Source organism: Solimonas flava DSM 18980 (genome assembly GCF_000426685.1).
GTDB classification, from domain to species: Bacteria; Pseudomonadota; Gammaproteobacteria; order Nevskiales; family Nevskiaceae; genus Solimonas; species Solimonas flava.
This window is the reverse complement of record NZ_AUFV01000011.1, coordinates 119,591-135,749: the sequence shown is the minus strand read 5'-3', so window position 1 is coordinate 135,749 and position 16,159 is coordinate 119,591. Positions and strand designations below refer to the sequence as shown.

The following is a 16,159-nucleotide window of genomic DNA, read 5'->3' as shown; positions in this document are numbered from 1 at the left end:
CCTTCAGCCCGTCGTGCCCCCGCACTTTATGGCCATGTCCCCGATTTCCGCCCCGTCCGAAGCTGTGAAGCACAGCCTTCGCCCCGCAGCCTTCGTGGCGCTCGCCGTGCTCGCCGCCTGCGGCGGCAAGGCCGAGCAGGCCGCGCCGCCGCCGCCCGAGGTCAGCGTCGTAACGCTGAAGACGCAGGCCGTGCCGCTGACGACCGAACTGCCCGGCCGCACCACGGCGTATCGCGTCGCCGAGGTGCGGCCGCAGGTCGGTGGCGTGGTGCTCAAGCGCCTGTTCACGGAGGGCGGCGAGGTCAAGGCCGGCCAGCCTCTGTACCAGATCGATCCGGCGACCTATCAGGCCAGCTACGAGAGCGCCAAGGCCGCGCTGGCGCGCGCCGAGGCGCAGGCCCAGTCGGCGCGGACGCTGGCCGAGCGCTACGAAGGGCTGGTTGCCGCCAATGCGGTCAGCAAGCAGAGCTACGACGACGCGGTCGCGGCCAATCTGGCCGCGCAGGCCGACGTCGCCTCGGCCAAGGCAGCGCTCGAGACCGCGCGCATCAACCTCGTCTACACCAAGGTGCTGGCGCCGATCTCGGGCCGCATCGGCCGCTCGTCGGTGACCGAGGGCGCGCTGGTCACCGCCGGCCAGACGACGGCGCTGGCGACGATCCAGCAGCTCGATCCGATCTACGTCGACGTCACCCAGCCGGCGACGATGCTGCTGCGCCTGCAGCGCGAATTCGCGAGCGGCCAGCTCAAGAAAGTCGGCGAGCAGCAGGCCGAGGTGAAGCTCACGCTCGAGGACGGCAGCGCCTACGAGCACGCCGGCAAGCTGCAGTTCTCGGAGGTCACGGTCGACCCGAGCAGCGGTTCGGTGACGCTGCGCGCGGTGTTCCCGAATCGCGAGAACCTGCTGCTGCCGGGCATGTTCGTGCACGAGCAGATCCAGGAAGGCGTCGACGAGTCCGCGCTGCTGGTACCGCAGCAGGCGGTGACGCGCGATCAGCGCGGCGATGCGACGGCGCTGGTCGTCAACGCCGAAAGCAAGGTCGAGCCGCGCGTGCTGCAGACCCGCCGCACGGTCGGCGACCAGTGGCTGGTGACCGGCGGCGTCAAGGCCGGTGAGCGCGTGATCGTCGAAGGCGTGCTGAAGGTGCGGCCCGGTGCCGTGGTCAAGGCCGTCGAACAGGGCGCTGTCCCCGCCGCCGCTCCGCAGACCGGAGCGCGCTGATGATCAACTTCTTCATCGACCGCCCGATCTTCGCGTGGGTGGTCGCGATCGTCATCATGCTGGCCGGCGCGCTGTCGATCCGCTCGCTGCCGGTCGCGCAGTATCCGGCGATCGCGCCGCCGTCGATCTCGATCAGCGTCAGCTATCCCGGCGCTTCGGCCGAGACCGTGCAGAACACGGTCACGCAGGTCATCGAACAGCAGCTGTCCGGCATCGATCACCTGATGTACTTCTCGTCCGAGAGCAACAAGGACGGCAGCATGACGATCACGCTGACGTTCGAGCAGGGCACCGATCCGGACACCGCGCAGGTGCAGGTGCAGAACAAGCTCTCGCTGGCGCAGCCGCAGCTGCCGACCGAAGTCCAGCAGCAGGGCATCCGCGTCGCCAAGGCGACGCGCAACTTCCTGCTCGTGGTCGGCTTCGTGTCGCGCGACGGCAGCATGGACCGCAACGACCTCGCCGACTTCATCGTCTCCCACGTGCAGGACGCGATCAGCCGTACCAAGGGCGTCGGCGACTACCAGGTGTTCGGTTCGCAGTACGCGATGCGCATCTGGCTCGATCCGGCCAAGCTCAACAGCTACAGCCTGACGCCGGTCGACGTGAAGAGCGCGATCCAGGCGCAGAACGTGCAGATCTCGTCCGGCGAGCTCGGCGGCCTGCCGGCGGTGCAGGGCCAGCAGCTCAACGCCACGGTCATCGGCCCGACGCGTCTGCAGACGATCCAGGACTTCGAGAACGTGCTGCTGCGCGTCAACGCCGATGGCTCGCAGGTGCGTCTCGGCGACGTCGCGCGCATCAGCTTCGGTGGCGAGTCGGAAGCCATTCACGCGCTGTTCAACGGCCAGCCGGCATCCGGTATCGCCGTCAAGCTCGCCAGCGGCGCCAACGCGCTCGATACCGCGGCCGCCGTGCGCGCGACGATCGAGCAGTTGCGGCCGAGCTTCCCGCAGGGCGTCGATGTGGTCTATCCGTACGACACCACGCCGTTCGTGAAGCTGTCGATCGAGGAAGTGGTGAAGACGCTGTTCGAGGCGGTGGTGCTCGTCTTCCTCGTCATGTACCTGTTCCTGCAGAACCTGCGCGCGACCTTCATCCCGACGATCGCGGTGCCGGTGGTGCTGCTCGGCACCTTCGCCGTGCTCGCCGCGGCCGGCTTCACGATCAACACGCTGACGATGTTCGGCATGGTGCTGGCGATCGGCCTGCTGGTCGACGACGCCATCGTCGTGGTCGAGAACGTCGAGCGCGTGATGGCCGAGGAAGGGCTGTCGCCGAAGGACGCGACGCGCAAGTCGATGCAGCAGATCACCGGCGCGCTGATCGGCATCGCACTGGTGCTGTCGGCGGTGTTCCTGCCGATGGCCTTCTTCGGCGGCTCGACCGGCGTCATCTATCGCCAGTTCTCGATCACCATCGTTTCGGCGATGGCGCTGTCGGTGCTGGTTGCGCTGATCTTCACGCCGGCGTTGTGCGCGACGATCCTCAAGCCGGCCGCGCACGGCGAGCACGCGCAGCGGCGCGGCTTCTTCGGCTGGTTCAACCGCTTCTTCGACGCCAGCAACCGCCGCTATGAATCCGGCGTGCACCGCGTGCTGCGCGGTACCGGCCGCTACATGGTGATCTACGCGGTGATCGTCGTGGCGATGGGCTGGCTGTTCACGCGCATCCCGACGGCGTTCCTGCCGGACGAGGACCAGGGCCTGATGTTCATCCAGGTCACGGCGCCGCCAGGCGCGACCAACACGCGCACCGACGCAGCGCTGGCGCAGGTCCGCGACTACCTGCTCAACGAGGAGAAGGCGGTCGTCAACTCGGTGTTCACGGTCAGCGGCTTCAACTTCAGCGGCCGCGGTCAGAACTCGGGCATGGCCTTCGTCATGCTCAAGGACTGGGCCGAGCGCCCCGGCGCGCAGAACCGCGTGCAGGCGATCGCCGGGCGCGTCATGGGCCGCTTCGCCGGCTACAAGGACGCGATGATCTTCGCGATCGCGCCGCCCGCCGTCGTCGAGCTCGGCAACGCGACCGGCTTCGACTTCGCGCTGCAGGATCGCGCCGGCCTCGGCCATGCCCGGCTGATGGAAGCGCGCAACCAGTTGCTCGGCATGGCGGCGCAGAATCCGCTGCTGGTCGCGACGCGTCCGAACGGCCTGTCCGACGAGCCGCAGTACAAGGTCGACATCGACTGGGAGAAGGCCAGCGCCTACGGCCTGACGATCAGCAACATCAACGACACGCTGTCCTCGGCCTGGGGTTCGTCGTACGTCAACCAGTTCATCGACCGCGGCCGCGTCAAGCGCGTCTACATCCAGGGCGACGCGCCGTCGCGCATGAAGCCCGAGGACTTCGGGCAATGGTACGTGCGCAACGCCGCCGGGCAGATGGTGCCGTTCTCGGCGTTCTCGAGCGGCCACTGGACCTACGGTTCGCCGAAGCTCGAACGCTACAACGGCATCGCCTCGGCCGAGATCCTCGGCCAGCCGGCGCCGGGCCACAGCAGCGGTGAGGCGATGCAGGCGATCGAGGCGATGATCGCCAAGCTGCCGGCCGGCATCGGCTACGAATGGACCGGTCTGTCCTATGAGGAGCGCCAGTCCGGCGGCCAGGCCCCGGCGCTGTATGCGATCTCGATGCTGGTCGTGTTCCTGTGCCTGGCGGCGCTGTACGAAAGCTGGTCGATCCCGCTGTCGGTGATGCTGGTCGTGCCGCTCGGCGTGCTCGGCGCAGTGCTGGCGACGCTGCTGCGCGGGCTCGGCAACGACGTCTACTTTCAGGTCGGCCTGCTGACCACGATCGGCCTGTCGGCGAAGAATGCGATCCTCATCGTCGAGTTTGCCAAGGCCAACTACGATCACGGCATGGGCCTGGTCGAAGCGACCGTGCACGCCGCGCAGCAGCGCCTGCGGCCGATCCTGATGACCTCGCTCGCGTTCGTCCTCGGCGTGCTGCCGCTGGCGATCTCGACCGGCGCCGGCTCCGGCGGCCAGAACGCGATCGGCACCGGTGTGATCGGCGGCATGATCGCCGCAACCGTGCTGGCGATCTTCTTCGTGCCGGTGTTCTTCGTCTGGATGCGCAAGCTCGTCGAACGCGACCGCGTGCGCCTGCAGAACGGACCGGCCCCCGTGGCCCCGCAGACGGCGGAGCACTGACATGAAACCGATCCTGACCCTCGCCGCCATCGCCGCCGCGGCCGCGCTCTCGGCCTGCACGCTGGAACCGCGCTATCAGCGGCCGGACGCGCCGGTTGCCGCCGCCTATCCCGACGCGCCGGCCGCCGCCGCGCAGACCGTGGCGGCCGACCTCGGCTGGCGCGATTTCTTCGCCGACGCGCGCCTGCAGAAGCTGATCGAGATCGCGCTCGCCAACAACCGCGACCTGCGCGTCGCCGTGCTCAACATCGAGGCGGCGCGCGCGCAGTACCGCATCCAGCGCGCCGACCTGCTGCCGTCGGTCGACGCCAGCGGCTACGAGACCGCGCAGCGCACCGCCGACGACTTCACTTCCGCCGGGCAGCCGAACACCACGCACACTTACAGCGCCGGGCTCGGCATCACCGCCTACGAGTTCGACCTGTTCGGGCGGGTGCGCAGCCTGAGCCGCGGCGCGCTGCAGCAGTACCTCGGCACCGAGGAGACACGGCGCAGCACGCAGATCGCGCTGGTCGCCGAGGTCGCCAACGCCTACCTCAGTCAGCTTGCCGACCAGGCGCTGCTGCGGATGACCGAGGAAACCTTCGCCAGCCGGCAGTCCTCGTATGACCTGACGCGACGCAGCTTCGAGGCCGGCGCGGCGAGCGCGCTCGACCTGCGCCAGGCGCAGACCGCGCTGGAGACGGCGCGTGCCAATCTCGCCCAGTACCGGCGCTTCGTCGCGCTCGACCAGAACGCGCTGCTGCTGCTGCTCGGCGTGCCGGCGCTGCCGGCCGAACTGCCGCCGGCGCGCGATCTCGACACCCAGCAGCTGCTCGCCGAGCTGCCGGCCGGCGTGCCGTCCGAAGTGCTGACGCGGCGTCCGGACGTGCTCGCCGCCGAGCACAGCCTGATCGCCGCCAACGCCAACATCGGCGCGGCGCGCGCGGCCTTCTTCCCGCGCATCACGCTGACCGGCAGCTACGGCACGATGAGCACGCAGTTCGACGGCCTGTTCGACAGCGGCACGCGGGCGTGGAGCTTCACGCCGACGATCACGCTGCCGATCTTCAGCGGCGGCGCCAACCTCGCCAACCTCGATCTCGCCAAGACGCAGAAGAACATCTACGTCGCTCGGTACGAGCAGGCGATCCAGACCGCATTTCGCGAAGTCGCCGACGGCCTGGTCGCGCGCGGCACGCTCGACGAGCAGCTGGCGGCGCAGCAGACGCTGGTCGAGGCGACGCAGGCCAGCTACCAGCTCGCCGACCTGCGTTTCCGCGCCGGCGTCGACGACTACCTCGCCGTGCTCGACGCGCAGCGCTCGCTGTACGCGGCGCAGCAGTCGTACATCTCGACCAAGCTCGCGCGGCTGCAGAATCTGGTGACGCTGTACAAGGCGCTCGGCGGCGGCTGGAACGAGCGGACGCTGGCGCAGGGCGGCGGCGCGGCTGCGGCCGCCGCGCCTTAGGTCTCTCGCTGCCCGGACCACGAATGAAAATGTCCATGCAATCCAGCTCGGCGTCCTCGTTGCGCGCACTGCTCAACGTCGGCCTTCGCTTCCGCCAGGAATGCCAGCGCCGGGTCCGCCATCTCGGCATGACGCGCTCGCAAATTGCGGCCCTGGCCTGTCTGTCCATGCAGCCCGGTCTGGCGCAGACGGATCTCGCCGAGGAAATCGAAGCGCATCCGGTGACGGTCACCTATATCGTCGATCGTCTGCAGCGCAACGGCTGGATCAAGCGCCAGGTCAACGAGGACGACCGACGGCAGTTTCAGGTCTTCGTGACGGACAAGGCGGATGCCGTCCTGGCGGAGCTGTGGCAGACGGCGGCGAGCCTGGGCGACTCCGCGCTCGACGGCTTCACCGCGTCCGAGCGCCGCCAGCTCGACGATTTTCTCAGCCGCATCGAGCGCAATATCGCGGGCCTGCAGGCCTCGGGCGGGCGCCGCGGTCCGCGTGCGGCCTGACTTCTGGCTTAAGCTGTAGGCCCGCAAAAAAAACGGAGCCTTTCATGCTGCTGCCCGAACTGCCGAACGCCGGCCAGCCCTTCCCGCAAGTCGCCACCGCCGGTCGCCCGAGCGCCGATCAGTTCGCGCTGGCCAAGCAGCGCGGCGTCGGCACCGTCGTCAATCTCTGCCCGCCGGGCGAGCCGGCCGCGTACGACGAAGCGTCGCTGGTCCGCGAGCTCGGCCTGCAGTACGTCAACATTCCGGTCGCCGGCGCCGGCGATCTCAACGAGGCCAACGCGCGCAAGCTCGCCGAGGCGCTCGAACACGCGCAGGGTGCGGTGCTGGTGCACTGCGCGAGCAGCAACCGCGTCGGCGCGCTGTTCGCGCTGAAGGCCTACTGGCTCGACAAGAAGAGCATCGACGAGGCGCTGGCGATCGGCCGTGCCGCCGGCCTGCGTGCGATGGAGCCGGCGGTCCGCCAGCTGATCGGCGCCTGAGGCGCACCCGGCTTTTTCCGCCCGTGCCAACGCAGAACCCCGCCATATCGGCGGGGTTCTGCGTTGCAGCGCTGGCGGTCAGGACGTCGGGGCCGTGTCCGGGGCCGCTTCCGGCACCGGGGCGCTCGGCTCGGCGCCGACATCCGGTGGCGGCGGTGCCGCGCCGCCGCCTTCGGTGATCTTCAGCTCGACGCGGCGGTTGTGCTCGCGGCCCTCGTCGGTGCCGTTGTCGGCGATCGGCTTGGATTCGCCGAAGCCGGCGCTGGTCATGCGCTCGGCGGCGATGCCCTTTTCGACCAGATAGGCCTTCACCGCGTCGGCGCGACGCTGCGAGAGTTTCTGGTTGTAGGCGTCCGAGCCCTTCGAGTCGGTGTGGCCGTCGACTTCGATCTTGATGTCGGCGTGCCGCGTCAGCTCGCTGGCGACCTGATCGAGCAGCGCCTTGGCGTTGAGCGTCAGCGTCGCCTTGTCGAAGTCGAAGTTGACGCCGTGCAGCACCAGCGTGTCGCCGACCGTGCAGCCGTCGAGGTTCAGCGGTTCGCCGGGCTGCGGCTGGTGGCAGACCGGCGGCGGCGGAGGCGGCGGGGGCGGCGGCGGTTCGACCGGCTCGACCACTTCGACCGGCGTCTCCGGCTCGGCGACCGGCACCGGGGCGGGCGGCGCGCTGAAGAAGTAGCGCAGCGTCAGCATCGCCGACTGCGCCTCGTAGTTGGTCTCGACATGCGCGCCCGGCTCGTCCTTGACGAGGCTGAACTTGCCGGTATCGGACTTCAGATAACGGTAGTCGAGCGATACCGTCCAGCGCGGGCTGAGGTCGTAGGCGAAGCCGGCGCCGAACTGCCAGGCGAGCACCGTGTCGAAGCGGCTCTCCAGCTGGTTGCCGTTGAAGCTGATGTCGTCGATCGCGAAGCGCGCGGCGCCGACGCCGGCGCCGAGATAGGGATGGAAGCGGCGGCCGCGGAACAGGTCGTACCAGACGTTGAGCATCGCGGTGGCGACATTCTCGTCGCCGTCGACGTCGCTGGTCGTGCTGCCGGAGCCGCCGAACGGGCCGAGCGACGGCAGATACAGGCGGTCGAGATCGTTCTCGCGGTAGGCGAGTTCGAGTTCCGGCCGCCAGCCGTTGGCGTAGGCGTAGCCGAGACTCAGGCCGCCGAGCCAGCCGGTGCCGAATTCGGCGTCCGCGACCTTGGTGCCGTCAGGGAGCGAGCCGATCAGCGGATCGTAGCCGTAGATCCGCAGATCCTGCTCCCGGACCCAGTTGGCGCCGCCCTCGAGCCCGAGATACCAGCCGTCGCCGGCCTGAGCGGCGAGCGGCGCCGCGCCGGCGAGCGCCAGCGGCAACAGCCGGGCCCAGACGTGCAAATGTTTGCGAGTCATGCGTGTTCCCCTTGTTCTTCGTTGAACGCGACTCCGGCACCTCGTCCGTTCGGCCGCCGGAGAGTGGGTGCATCAGCCGAGGCAAGCATAAAGAACTTCGGCCGCCGGCGCCCGCCGCGGCGGCGGCCGGCGCGACCGCTCAGGCGCGGTCGGGGTAGTCGGTGAACAGGCCGTCGACGCCCATGCGGCGCAGGCGCAGCATTTCTTCGGGCTCGTTGACGGTGTAGACGTAGAGCCGGAGGCCGCGGGCGTGGGCATCGCGGATCAGTTTGTCGTCGACGAACTCGCTGGACACCGACAGCACGGCGGCGCCGAGTTCGGCGGCCGGCCCGGCCCAGTCCAGCGGCACGCCGCAGACCAGCGCGCCGATCGGCACTTCCGGCAGCAGCTCGTGGAACTCCCACAGTTCCGGATGGTGGAACGAGGACACCAGCAGGCGCTCGGCCGGCCAGCCGTCGGCGAGGTAGTCGCGCAGGACGCGGGCGACGGCCGCCGCGCAGCCGTTCCAGGTCTTCAGCTCGATGTTGACGCCGGCACGGTTGGCGACGAGGTCGAGCGCTTCGTTGAGCGTCGGCACCGCCTGGCCGCCGCCGGCGTCGAGCGCGCGGATCTGCGCGGCGCGCAGCGCGTCGAGGCGGCCGTGGCCGTTGGTGGTGCGGTCGACGGTGAGGTCGTGCATCAGCCAGCATTCGCCGTCGACCAGCTGCACGTCGAACTCCAGCCAGTGCGCGCCGAGGCGGATGCCGGTATCGAGCGCGAGCAGGGTGTTCTCCGGCGCATGGCCGCGCGCGCCGCGGTGGCCGATGATGGTGAAGGCCGGGGTATCGGACATGTCGCGCCTCCGTTCTCTGCGCCTATCTTGGCACGCGCCGGCGGGCCGGTGCGGGCTTTCAGGTCTGGCCGACCGTCATGATCTTCATCGTGTTGGTGCCGCCGGGGCCGACGCCGTCGCCCTTGGTGATGAGCACGCGGTCGCCGTCGGCGACCATGCCGCGCGCCTTGAGCAGGTCGATCGCCTCGAAGGTCTTGGCCAGGCCCGGCGCCGATTCGTCGCTCGGCTGGAACGCATACGGATAGACGCCGCGGCACAGCGCCATGCGCCGGCGCGTGCGCTCGTGCGGCGTCAGCGCGTAGATCGGGATCTGGCCTTCGCTGCGCGACATCATCAGCGCGGTGGCGCCGGATTCGGTCATGGCGATGATCGCGCGCGCGTGCATGTGCCGCGCGGTCCAGCTCGTCGCCATCGCGATCGCCTCGTCGGTGCGCTCGAAATGCGTGTCGAAGCGCAGGCTGCGGCGGATCGTCACCGGCAGCGTCGCTTCGGCGCCGATGCAGACGCGCGCCATCGCTTCGACCACCTTGACCGGATAGCGGCCGGTCGCGGTCTCGGCCGACAGCATCACCGCGTCGGTGCCGTCCATCACGGCGTTGGCGACGTCGAGCACTTCGGCGCGCGTCGGGATCGGGCTGGTGATCATCGACTCCATCATCTGCGTCGCCGTGATCACCATTCGGTTCTGTTCGAGCGCCTCGGCGATGATGCGCTTCTGCCAGCCCGGCAGTTCGGCGTCGCCGATCTCCACGCCGAGGTCGCCGCGCGCGACCATCACCGCGTCGCTGGCGGCGACCAGTTCGCGCAGCACCGGCAGCGCTTCGGCGCGCTCGATCTTGGCGACCAGCCAGGCGCTGCCGCCGCAGGCCTGCATCAGCGCGCGCGCCTCGGCCATGTCGGCCGCCGAGCGCGGGAACGATACGGCGATGAAGTCGGCGTCGAGCGCCACCGCGGTGCGCAGGTCGTCCTTGTCCTTCTCGGTCAGCGCCGCCGCCGACAGGCCGCCGCCCTGCTTGTTGATGCCCTTGCGGTTCGACAGCGGGCCGCCGACCAGCACCGTGCAGATCACGCGCGTGCCGGCGACTTCGTCGACGCGCATGGTGATGGCGCCGTCGTTGAGCAGCAGCACGTCGCCGGCGGCGACGTCGCGCGGCAGCTCCTGGTAAGCGCAGCCGACCACGCTGGCGTCGCCGGCCTGCGCGCCGAGCGCGGTGTCGAGCGTAAAGCGCTGGCCCTCGTGCAACTCGACCGGCCCGGCGGCGAACGATTCGATGCGGATCTTCGGGCCCTGCAGGTCGGCGAGGATGCCGACGTCGCGGCCGAGTTCCTGCGCGGCGGCGCGGACCTGCGCGGCGCGGCGCCGATGGTCGTCGGCCGAGCCGTGCGAGAAGTTCAGGCGCACCACGTCGACGCCGGCGGCGAGCACCTTGCGCAGGACGTCCGGGGCATCGGTGGCGGGACCGAGGGTGGCGACGATTTTGGTGCGGCGGGCCATGGCTTCAGCGCTACTCCGAATACAATGCGGGGCTGTACACGCAACGCTCCCGCGCGTTGGCGGGCCTCCAGTGTATGCCGGCGCCGGCCGCGGCGAGGCATCGCGTTTTCATCATCGTGGTTTCGGCGGAGATTGGCATGACGGTTTTCGGGACGCCCCTGAGCGGCAATGCGACCAAGGTGCTGATGCTGGGCTCGGGCGAGCTCGGCAAGGAAGTCGTCATCGAGCTGCAGCGCTACGGCGTCGAGACCATCGCCGTCGATCGCTACGCCAACGCGCCGGCGATGCAGGTCGCGCACCGCAGCCACGTCATCAACATGCTCGACGGCGCCGAGGTGCGGCGCGTCATCGAGCTGGAGCGGCCGGACCTGATCGTCCCCGAGATCGAGGCGATCCACACGCCGACGCTGCTCGCGCTGGAGCAGGAAGGCTACACGGTGATCCCGACCGCGCGTGCCGCGCGCCTGACCATGGATCGCGAGGGCATCCGCCGTCTCGCCGCCGAAGAGCTGGGCCTGCCGACCTCGCCGTACCGCTTTGCCGGCAGCATCGAGGAATACCGCGCCGCGGTCGACGCGCTCGGCCTGCCCTGCGTGGTCAAGCCGGTGATGTCCTCATCGGGCAAGGGCCAGTCGGTCGTCCGCTCGGCGGCCGACGTGCAGCACGCCTGGGATTACGCGCAGGCCGGCGGCCGCGCCGGCCAGGGCCGCGTCATCGTCGAGGGCTTCGTGCCCTTCGATTACGAGATCACGCTGCTGACGGTGAAGCACGCCGGCGGCATCAGCTTCTGTCCGCCGATCGGCCACCTGCAGATCGACGGCGACTACCGCGAGTCCTGGCAGCCGCAGCCGATGAGCGAGGCGGTGCTGCGGCAGTCGCAGGACATCGCCGCCAAGGTCGTCGAGGCGCTGTGCGCGCCGAACGGCCGCGGCCTGTTCGGCGTCGAGCTGTTCGTCCGCGGCGGCGAGGCGATCTTCTCCGAAGTCTCGCCGCGCCCGCACGACACCGGCCTGGTCACGCTGATCTCGCAGGATCTGTCCGAATTCGCGCTGCACGCGCGCGCGATTCTCGGCCTGCCGATTCCCAACATCCGCACGCGCGGCGCCGCCGCGTCGTGCGCGGTGCTGTTCGAGGGCGATCGCCGTGCGCCGCGCTACGCCGGTGCCGCCGAGGCGCTGGCCGAGCCGGACACCCAGCTGCGCCTGTTCGGCAAGCCGGAGATCGTCGGCAAGCGGCGCATGGCGGTGACGCTGGCGCTCGCCGAATCGATCGACATGGCGCGCGACAAGGCGCGCCGCGCGGCGGCGCAGCTGCGGCTGATCGACTGAATCGGCTTTTGCAGGGGCTTCAGCGCGACGGCACGCGCAGATAGTGGCGCGCGCCGTCGCGCGGGTCGTACCAGACCTCGACCAGCGCGCCGCTTTCCGGATCGATGAAGCGCTCGCCGGTCGCCTGCCACTGCGGGTCCGGACGCTGCGCGCGCGGCACGCCGTAGCGCCAGCGCTCCCAGGCGACGCCGGCGCCGAAGACGGCGGCGCCGATCAGCAGATGCGGGACGATCGCATAGGCGCCGCGCGCGGCGGCGAGGCCGGCGCCGGCCAGCATCAGGATGCCGATCGCGATCAGGCTCTGGCGCAGCACGTCAGGCCGGGGTTTTTTCGACCACGACGGCGGTGCCGTAGGCGACGATCTCGCTCATGGTCTGCGCGATCTCCGAGGAGTCGAAACGCATCATGACGATCGCGTTCGCGCCCATCGCCGCGGCATTGGCGACCAGGCGGTCGATCGCATGCCGGCGCGCCTCCTCGAGCATTTGCGTGTACTCGTGGATCTCGCCGCCGACCAGCGAGCGCAGGCCGGCCATCACGTTGCCGCCGATGCCGCGGCTGCGCACGACCACGCCGAATGCCTGGCCCAGCGTCTGCACGACGCGGTGGCCGGCGATGTTTTCGGTGGTGACGACGATCATCGGCAGCTCTCCTGTCGAAGCCGGACCGGGCACGATCTGCCTTCAGCGTTCCGGCAGCGGAATGAATTCGGTCTCGCCGGGCACCGCCGCGAAGCGCTGCGCCAGCCAGTCGGCCTTGGCCTGCTCGATGCGCTCGGGCCGGCTCGACACGAAGTTCCACCACACCGTGCGCGCGCCGAGCGGTTCGCCGCCGAGCAGCATCAGGTGCGTGTCACGGTCGGCGACGATCTCGACCTCGGCGCCGGCCGCGAATACCGGCAGCATGCCCTCGGTGAAGGACTGTCCGGCGGCGCTGACGCTGCCGTCGACGACGTAGAGCGCGCGCTCGCTGTACTGCGTCGGCAGCGTCAGTCGCGCGCCGGCCGCAAGGTGCGCCTCGACGTAGAAGGTCGGCGAATGCGTCGCGACCGGCGAGCGCAGGCCGTAGGCCTCGCCGGCGATCACGCACAGGCGCACGCCGTCGCCGGCGCTGCGCGGCAGCGTCGCGCCGGGGTAGTGGATGAAGGCCGGTTCGCATTCCTCGTCGGCCTCCGGCAGCGCGACCCAGGACTGGATGCCGTGCACCTGCGGTCCGGCCGCGCGCTCGTCGGCGGGGCTGCGCTCGGAGTGCGCGATGCCGCGGCCGGCGGTCATCCAGTTGACGTCGCCCGGCACGATGGTCTGCACCGAGCCCAGCGAGTCGCGGTGGTCGATGCGGCCCTCGAACAGATAGGTGACGGTCGACAGGCCGATGTGCGGATGCGGGCGCACGTCGACGCCGCGGCCCGGCGCCAGATTCCACGGGCCCATGTGGTCGAAGAAGATGAACGGGCCGACCATCAGGCGGTGGGCGACCGGCAGCACGCGGCGCACGATCTCGCCGCCGCCGAGGTCGCGGGTCCGGCCCTGCAGGATGTCGATGACGGCGTCGCTCATGTCGGCTCTCGCGGGTAGGGCCGCCAAGCATAAGTCAGGCGCCTGGTCCGCGCCGTGGACGGACGTGCGCCGTTATCCGGCGCTAGCGGGCATGCGGGGTGTCGTTCGCCGCGCAGCGCGGCGCGCCGCCGGCGCCGAGCAGCGGCGAGCGCTTGCCGCGGAACGCCCAGTCGGCCTGCTCGGCGAAGATCTGGCGCTGGCGTTCGCAGGTCTCGATCGTCGCGCGCAGGTCGTTGAGCAGGCCGCCGGCCTCGCCGTGCAGGTCGGGCGGCAGCGGCAGCAGGCGCTGCTCGCGGCGGTATGCGTGCAGGGCGTAGCGCGCCAGCGAAACCGGCGCCAGCAGCGCGTGGGTCAGCCAGATCGCCAGTGCCAGCGACAGCAACGTCGCGCCGGCCGCCCAGGCGATCAGCGTCTGCGGCTGCCAGTCGTCCGGCGCCAGCAGCAGGAAGCCGATCAGCACCACCAGCGGCATGCCGCCGGCAAATACCAGCACGCCGTAGAGCTGGTCGGCGAGCAGGTCGAACGGCAGCAGAGGGCGCAGCCGCCGGTAGCGTTCGAGGGGAAACGTCTTCATGGCGTGCAGACTAGCGCCTGCCGCCGCCGTTGCGCCGCCGTTGCGCCGAACGGCCGCAAACAGGGGATCAGCGCGGCCCGGCGTGGGGGAAATCCCGGAGCCGCGCGCCGGCGGACTGTTGCGCGAACCGGCTCTAGCGGATGCTGACGCGCGGCGGCGGCGCGACCGGGTCCGGCACCGCCAGCGGCACGATATGCATGCGGTGGCCGTCGGCTTCGAGGCGCTGCTGGACGGCCAGCGGCATCTGGTTGTGCAGCCAGCGCGTCAGCAGGGTCTCGTCGCCGAACACCAGCTTGCTGGCGAACACGGTCGCGTTCGGGAAGTCGGCGAACACGCGCGGCAGGATGCCGAGCAGTTCGCCGAGCGGGTCGCCGCCGTAGGCCTGGTAGGTCTTGGTCGCCAGGCCGCGGCTGGCGCAGTAGCTGGTGAAGTAGTTCAGCGAGTTCTCGATGCGCGCGCGCAGGCTCTTGAGCGTGCGCTCGCTGTTGAAGGCTTCCTTGTCGACCTCGCCGACCGAGACGAACACGAAGTTGTGGAAGCGGCCGGGGAAGGTGTCGAGCACCCAGCGTAGCGCGTGCATGCCGGCACCGCGGCTGTTGCCGACCAGGATCACGGCAGTCTCGGCGGCCGGATCGGCGGGCAGCGGCGGCGTGTCCTCGTCCCAGTCCGGCTTGACGGCGTAGACCTGGTCGACGCGCAGCATCAGCTGGCGGATATGCTCGTAGTGGCGGTGGATCAGCAGGCAGAAGCCGACCACGCCGCTGGTGATCAGGACCGTGACCCAGCCGCCGAGCATCAGCTTCTCGGCGAGGATCACCAGCAGGATCGCCACGCAGACCACGAAGCCGAGCGACGCCATCGCGAACTTGGCTTTCCAGTCGAGCCGGTACAGGCGCTGCTCCCACCAGTGCCGGCAGAGGCCGAACAGCGACAGCGAGAAGGTCAGGAACACGTTGATGCTGTAGAGCACCACGAGCAGGCCGACCTTGCCGCGCGTCAGCAGCAGGATCGCCAGCGCGGCGATGCCCATCACCAGCACGCCGTTCTGCGTGACCATGCGGCTCGACAGCTGGCGGAACTGGCGCGGCACCCAGTGGTCGGCGGCCATGCTGGCGAGCACCGAGGGGCCGCCGAGGAAGCCGGTGTTGGCGGCGACCAGCAACAGGCCGGCTTCGAGCGCGAGCACGACGATCAGCACCACGCGCGCGGTTTCGGCGTCCCACGGCAGGCTCTCGAGGATGGCGCGGAAGGTCACTGCGTTGAGCGTCTGGCCGGCGACCGGCTCGGCGTTCCACAACAGGTAGAGCAGGATGATGCCGCCGGCGGTGAAGGCCAGCGACAGCGCCATGTAGAACATCGTCCAGTGGCCGGTGCGCACGCGCGGTTCGGCCAGCATGTTGATGTTGTTGGAGACGGCCTCGATGCCGGTGTAGGTGCCGGCGCCGACCGAGTAGGCGCGCAGGAACAGCGCGACGGCGAACATCCAGCCGGACTCCCGGGTCAGCTGTACGGTCTCGCTCCAGGTCGCCGCCACCATGTCGTCGAGCGCCTCGGCGTGGAAGTTGATGCCGTAGACGATCAGGAAGACGTGCGTGATGAAGAAGCCGAGGAAGATCGGCGCGAGCACGGCGATCGATTCCTTCATGCCGCGCAGGTTGAGCACGATCAGCATGACGATCAGGCCGATTTCGGCGCCGAGCTTGTAGGCCTGGGCCTGCGGCGACAGCAGGCTGAACAGCGCGTCGGCGCCGCTGGCGACCGAGATGGCGATGGTCAGCACGTAGTCGACGATCAGCGCCGAGCCGGACACCAGACCGGCGTGCTTGCCGATCAGCTGCGTCGCCGCCTTGTAGCCGCCGCCGCCGGACGGGAACAGCTCGATGACCTGGTTGTAGGCCAGCGAGATGATGAACACCGTCAGCGCCGTGGCGCCGGCCAGGTAGAGCGCGATGTGGCGGTGCTCGCCGAGCGCCAGGAACGCTTCTTCCGGGCCGTAGCACGACGACGACAGGCCGTCCGCGCCGAGGCCGATCCAGGCCAGGAAGGCGATCAGGACGATGTGCTGGCGGGTCTTCGGATCGAAGGGGTCCAGCTTCCTGCCGAGGATCAGGCGCCGTAGGCCTTGCAGCACGCTCATTCAGGTCTTGCGGTCGGACGAAGCGGCCGATTCTAGCACCGTGAGCAATTG

Annotated in this window: 14 protein-coding genes; 6 read left to right on the top strand and 8 right to left on the bottom strand. The window is 69.8% G+C overall.

All coding sequences use genetic code 11. The annotated features are described in order from the left end of the window. Positions 1–64 precede the first annotated feature (64 nt). The 5 genes from K343_RS0113155 to K343_RS22035 are packed head-to-tail and all read left to right on the top strand — an operon-like array spanning position 65 to position 6,806. Complete coding sequence (locus K343_RS0113155; RefSeq protein ID WP_028008483.1) at positions 65–1,222, top strand: efflux RND transporter periplasmic adaptor subunit; 1,158 nt, start codon at positions 65–67, stop codon at positions 1,220–1,222. Then, complete coding sequence (locus K343_RS0113150) at positions 1,222–4,377, top strand: efflux RND transporter permease subunit (RefSeq protein WP_028008482.1); 3,156 nt, start codon at positions 1,222–1,224, stop codon at positions 4,375–4,377. The genes K343_RS0113155 and K343_RS0113150 overlap by 1 nt, the downstream gene beginning before the upstream one ends. A gap of 1 nt (position 4,378) precedes the next feature. Next, positions 4,379–5,827, top strand: coding sequence for an efflux transporter outer membrane subunit (locus K343_RS0113145; RefSeq protein ID WP_028008481.1), 1,449 nt, complete (start codon positions 4,379–4,381; stop codon positions 5,825–5,827). A gap of 59 nt (positions 5,828–5,886) precedes the next feature. Next, a complete protein-coding gene (locus K343_RS22040; protein WP_051278360.1) occupies positions 5,887–6,327 on the top strand; it encodes a MarR family winged helix-turn-helix transcriptional regulator in 441 nt (146 codons plus the stop codon). A gap of 44 nt (positions 6,328–6,371) precedes the next feature. Continuing rightward, positions 6,372–6,806: a protein tyrosine phosphatase family protein gene (locus K343_RS22035; protein WP_051278354.1), complete on the top strand. Its 435-nt coding sequence runs from the start codon at positions 6,372–6,374 to the stop codon at positions 6,804–6,806. 78 nt (positions 6,807–6,884) lie between these two features. Here K343_RS22035 and K343_RS0113130 read toward each other — a convergent pair whose 3' ends face one another. The 3 genes from K343_RS0113130 to pyk all read right to left on the bottom strand — a co-directional run bounded on the left by K343_RS0113130 (position 6,885) and on the right by pyk (position 10,513). Continuing rightward, positions 6,885–8,186 (bottom strand): OmpA family protein, encoded by a 1,302-nt coding sequence (locus K343_RS0113130; RefSeq protein ID WP_084615879.1) that lies wholly within the window; start codon positions 8,184–8,186, stop codon positions 6,885–6,887. Between the two features lie 139 nt (positions 8,187–8,325). After that, on the bottom strand, positions 8,326–9,018 hold the full coding sequence (locus K343_RS0113125) for a glycerophosphodiester phosphodiesterase (RefSeq protein ID WP_028008479.1): 693 nt from the start codon (positions 9,016–9,018) through the stop codon (positions 8,326–8,328). 58 nt (positions 9,019–9,076) lie between these two features. Continuing rightward, positions 9,077–10,513: a pyruvate kinase gene (gene pyk, locus K343_RS0113120; RefSeq protein WP_028008478.1), complete on the bottom strand. Its 1,437-nt coding sequence runs from the start codon at positions 10,511–10,513 to the stop codon at positions 9,077–9,079. Positions 10,514–10,650: 137 nt separating this feature from the next. On the opposite strand from pyk, the gene purT reads away from it, so the two are divergent. Continuing rightward, the gene (purT, locus tag K343_RS0113115; RefSeq protein WP_028008477.1) at positions 10,651–11,841 is read left to right on the top strand and encodes a formate-dependent phosphoribosylglycinamide formyltransferase; all 1,191 of its coding nucleotides are present in this window, start codon (positions 10,651–10,653) and stop codon (positions 11,839–11,841) included. 19 nt (positions 11,842–11,860) lie between these two features. Here purT and K343_RS22030 read toward each other — a convergent pair whose 3' ends face one another. From K343_RS22030 to K343_RS0113090, 5 genes are all read right to left on the bottom strand, one after another. Then, positions 11,861–12,154 (bottom strand): hypothetical protein, encoded by a 294-nt coding sequence (locus tag K343_RS22030; RefSeq protein ID WP_043112711.1) that lies wholly within the window; start codon positions 12,152–12,154, stop codon positions 11,861–11,863. Position 12,155: 1 nt separating this feature from the next. Then, entirely contained in the window at positions 12,156–12,482 is a 327-nt protein-coding gene (locus K343_RS0113105; RefSeq protein WP_028008475.1) for a heavy metal-binding domain-containing protein, read from the bottom strand. A 42-nt stretch (positions 12,483–12,524) separates the two neighbouring features. After that, positions 12,525–13,397 (bottom strand): pirin family protein, encoded by an 873-nt coding sequence (locus K343_RS0113100; protein ID WP_028008474.1) that lies wholly within the window; start codon positions 13,395–13,397, stop codon positions 12,525–12,527. Positions 13,398–13,479: 82 nt separating this feature from the next. Beyond that, positions 13,480–13,971, bottom strand: a complete 492-nt coding sequence (locus K343_RS0113095; protein ID WP_028008473.1) for a hypothetical protein — start codon at positions 13,969–13,971, stop codon at positions 13,480–13,482. A 133-nt stretch (positions 13,972–14,104) separates the two neighbouring features. Continuing rightward, entirely contained in the window at positions 14,105–16,108 is a 2,004-nt protein-coding gene (locus tag K343_RS0113090) for an APC family permease (protein WP_028008472.1), read from the bottom strand. Between the last annotated feature and the right edge of the window lie 51 nt (positions 16,109–16,159).

Coding starts and splice junctions, on each gene's coding strand:
- K343_RS0113150 (WP_028008482.1), top strand. CDS start 1,222: ATGATCAACTTCTTCATCGACCGCCCGATCTTCGCGTGGGTGGTCGCG.
- K343_RS0113145 (WP_028008481.1), top strand. CDS start 4,379: ATGAAACCGATCCTGACCCTCGCCGCCATCGCCGCCGCGGCCGCGCTC.
- K343_RS22035 (WP_051278354.1), top strand. CDS start 6,372: ATGCTGCTGCCCGAACTGCCGAACGCCGGCCAGCCCTTCCCGCAAGTC.
- K343_RS0113130 (WP_084615879.1), bottom strand. CDS start 8,186: ATGACTCGCAAACATTTGCACGTCTGGGCCCGGCTGTTGCCGCTGGCG.
- K343_RS0113125 (WP_028008479.1), bottom strand. CDS start 9,018: ATGTCCGATACCCCGGCCTTCACCATCATCGGCCACCGCGGCGCGCGC.
- pyk (WP_028008478.1), bottom strand. CDS start 10,513: ATGGCCCGCCGCACCAAAATCGTCGCCACCCTCGGTCCCGCCACCGAT.
- purT (WP_028008477.1), top strand. CDS start 10,651: ATGACGGTTTTCGGGACGCCCCTGAGCGGCAATGCGACCAAGGTGCTG.
- K343_RS0113105 (WP_028008475.1), bottom strand. CDS start 12,482: ATGATCGTCGTCACCACCGAAAACATCGCCGGCCACCGCGTCGTGCAG.
- K343_RS0113100 (WP_028008474.1), bottom strand. CDS start 13,397: ATGAGCGACGCCGTCATCGACATCCTGCAGGGCCGGACCCGCGACCTC.
- K343_RS0113095 (WP_028008473.1), bottom strand. CDS start 13,971: ATGAAGACGTTTCCCCTCGAACGCTACCGGCGGCTGCGCCCTCTGCTG.
- K343_RS0113090 (WP_028008472.1), bottom strand. CDS start 16,108: ATGAGCGTGCTGCAAGGCCTACGGCGCCTGATCCTCGGCAGGAAGCTG.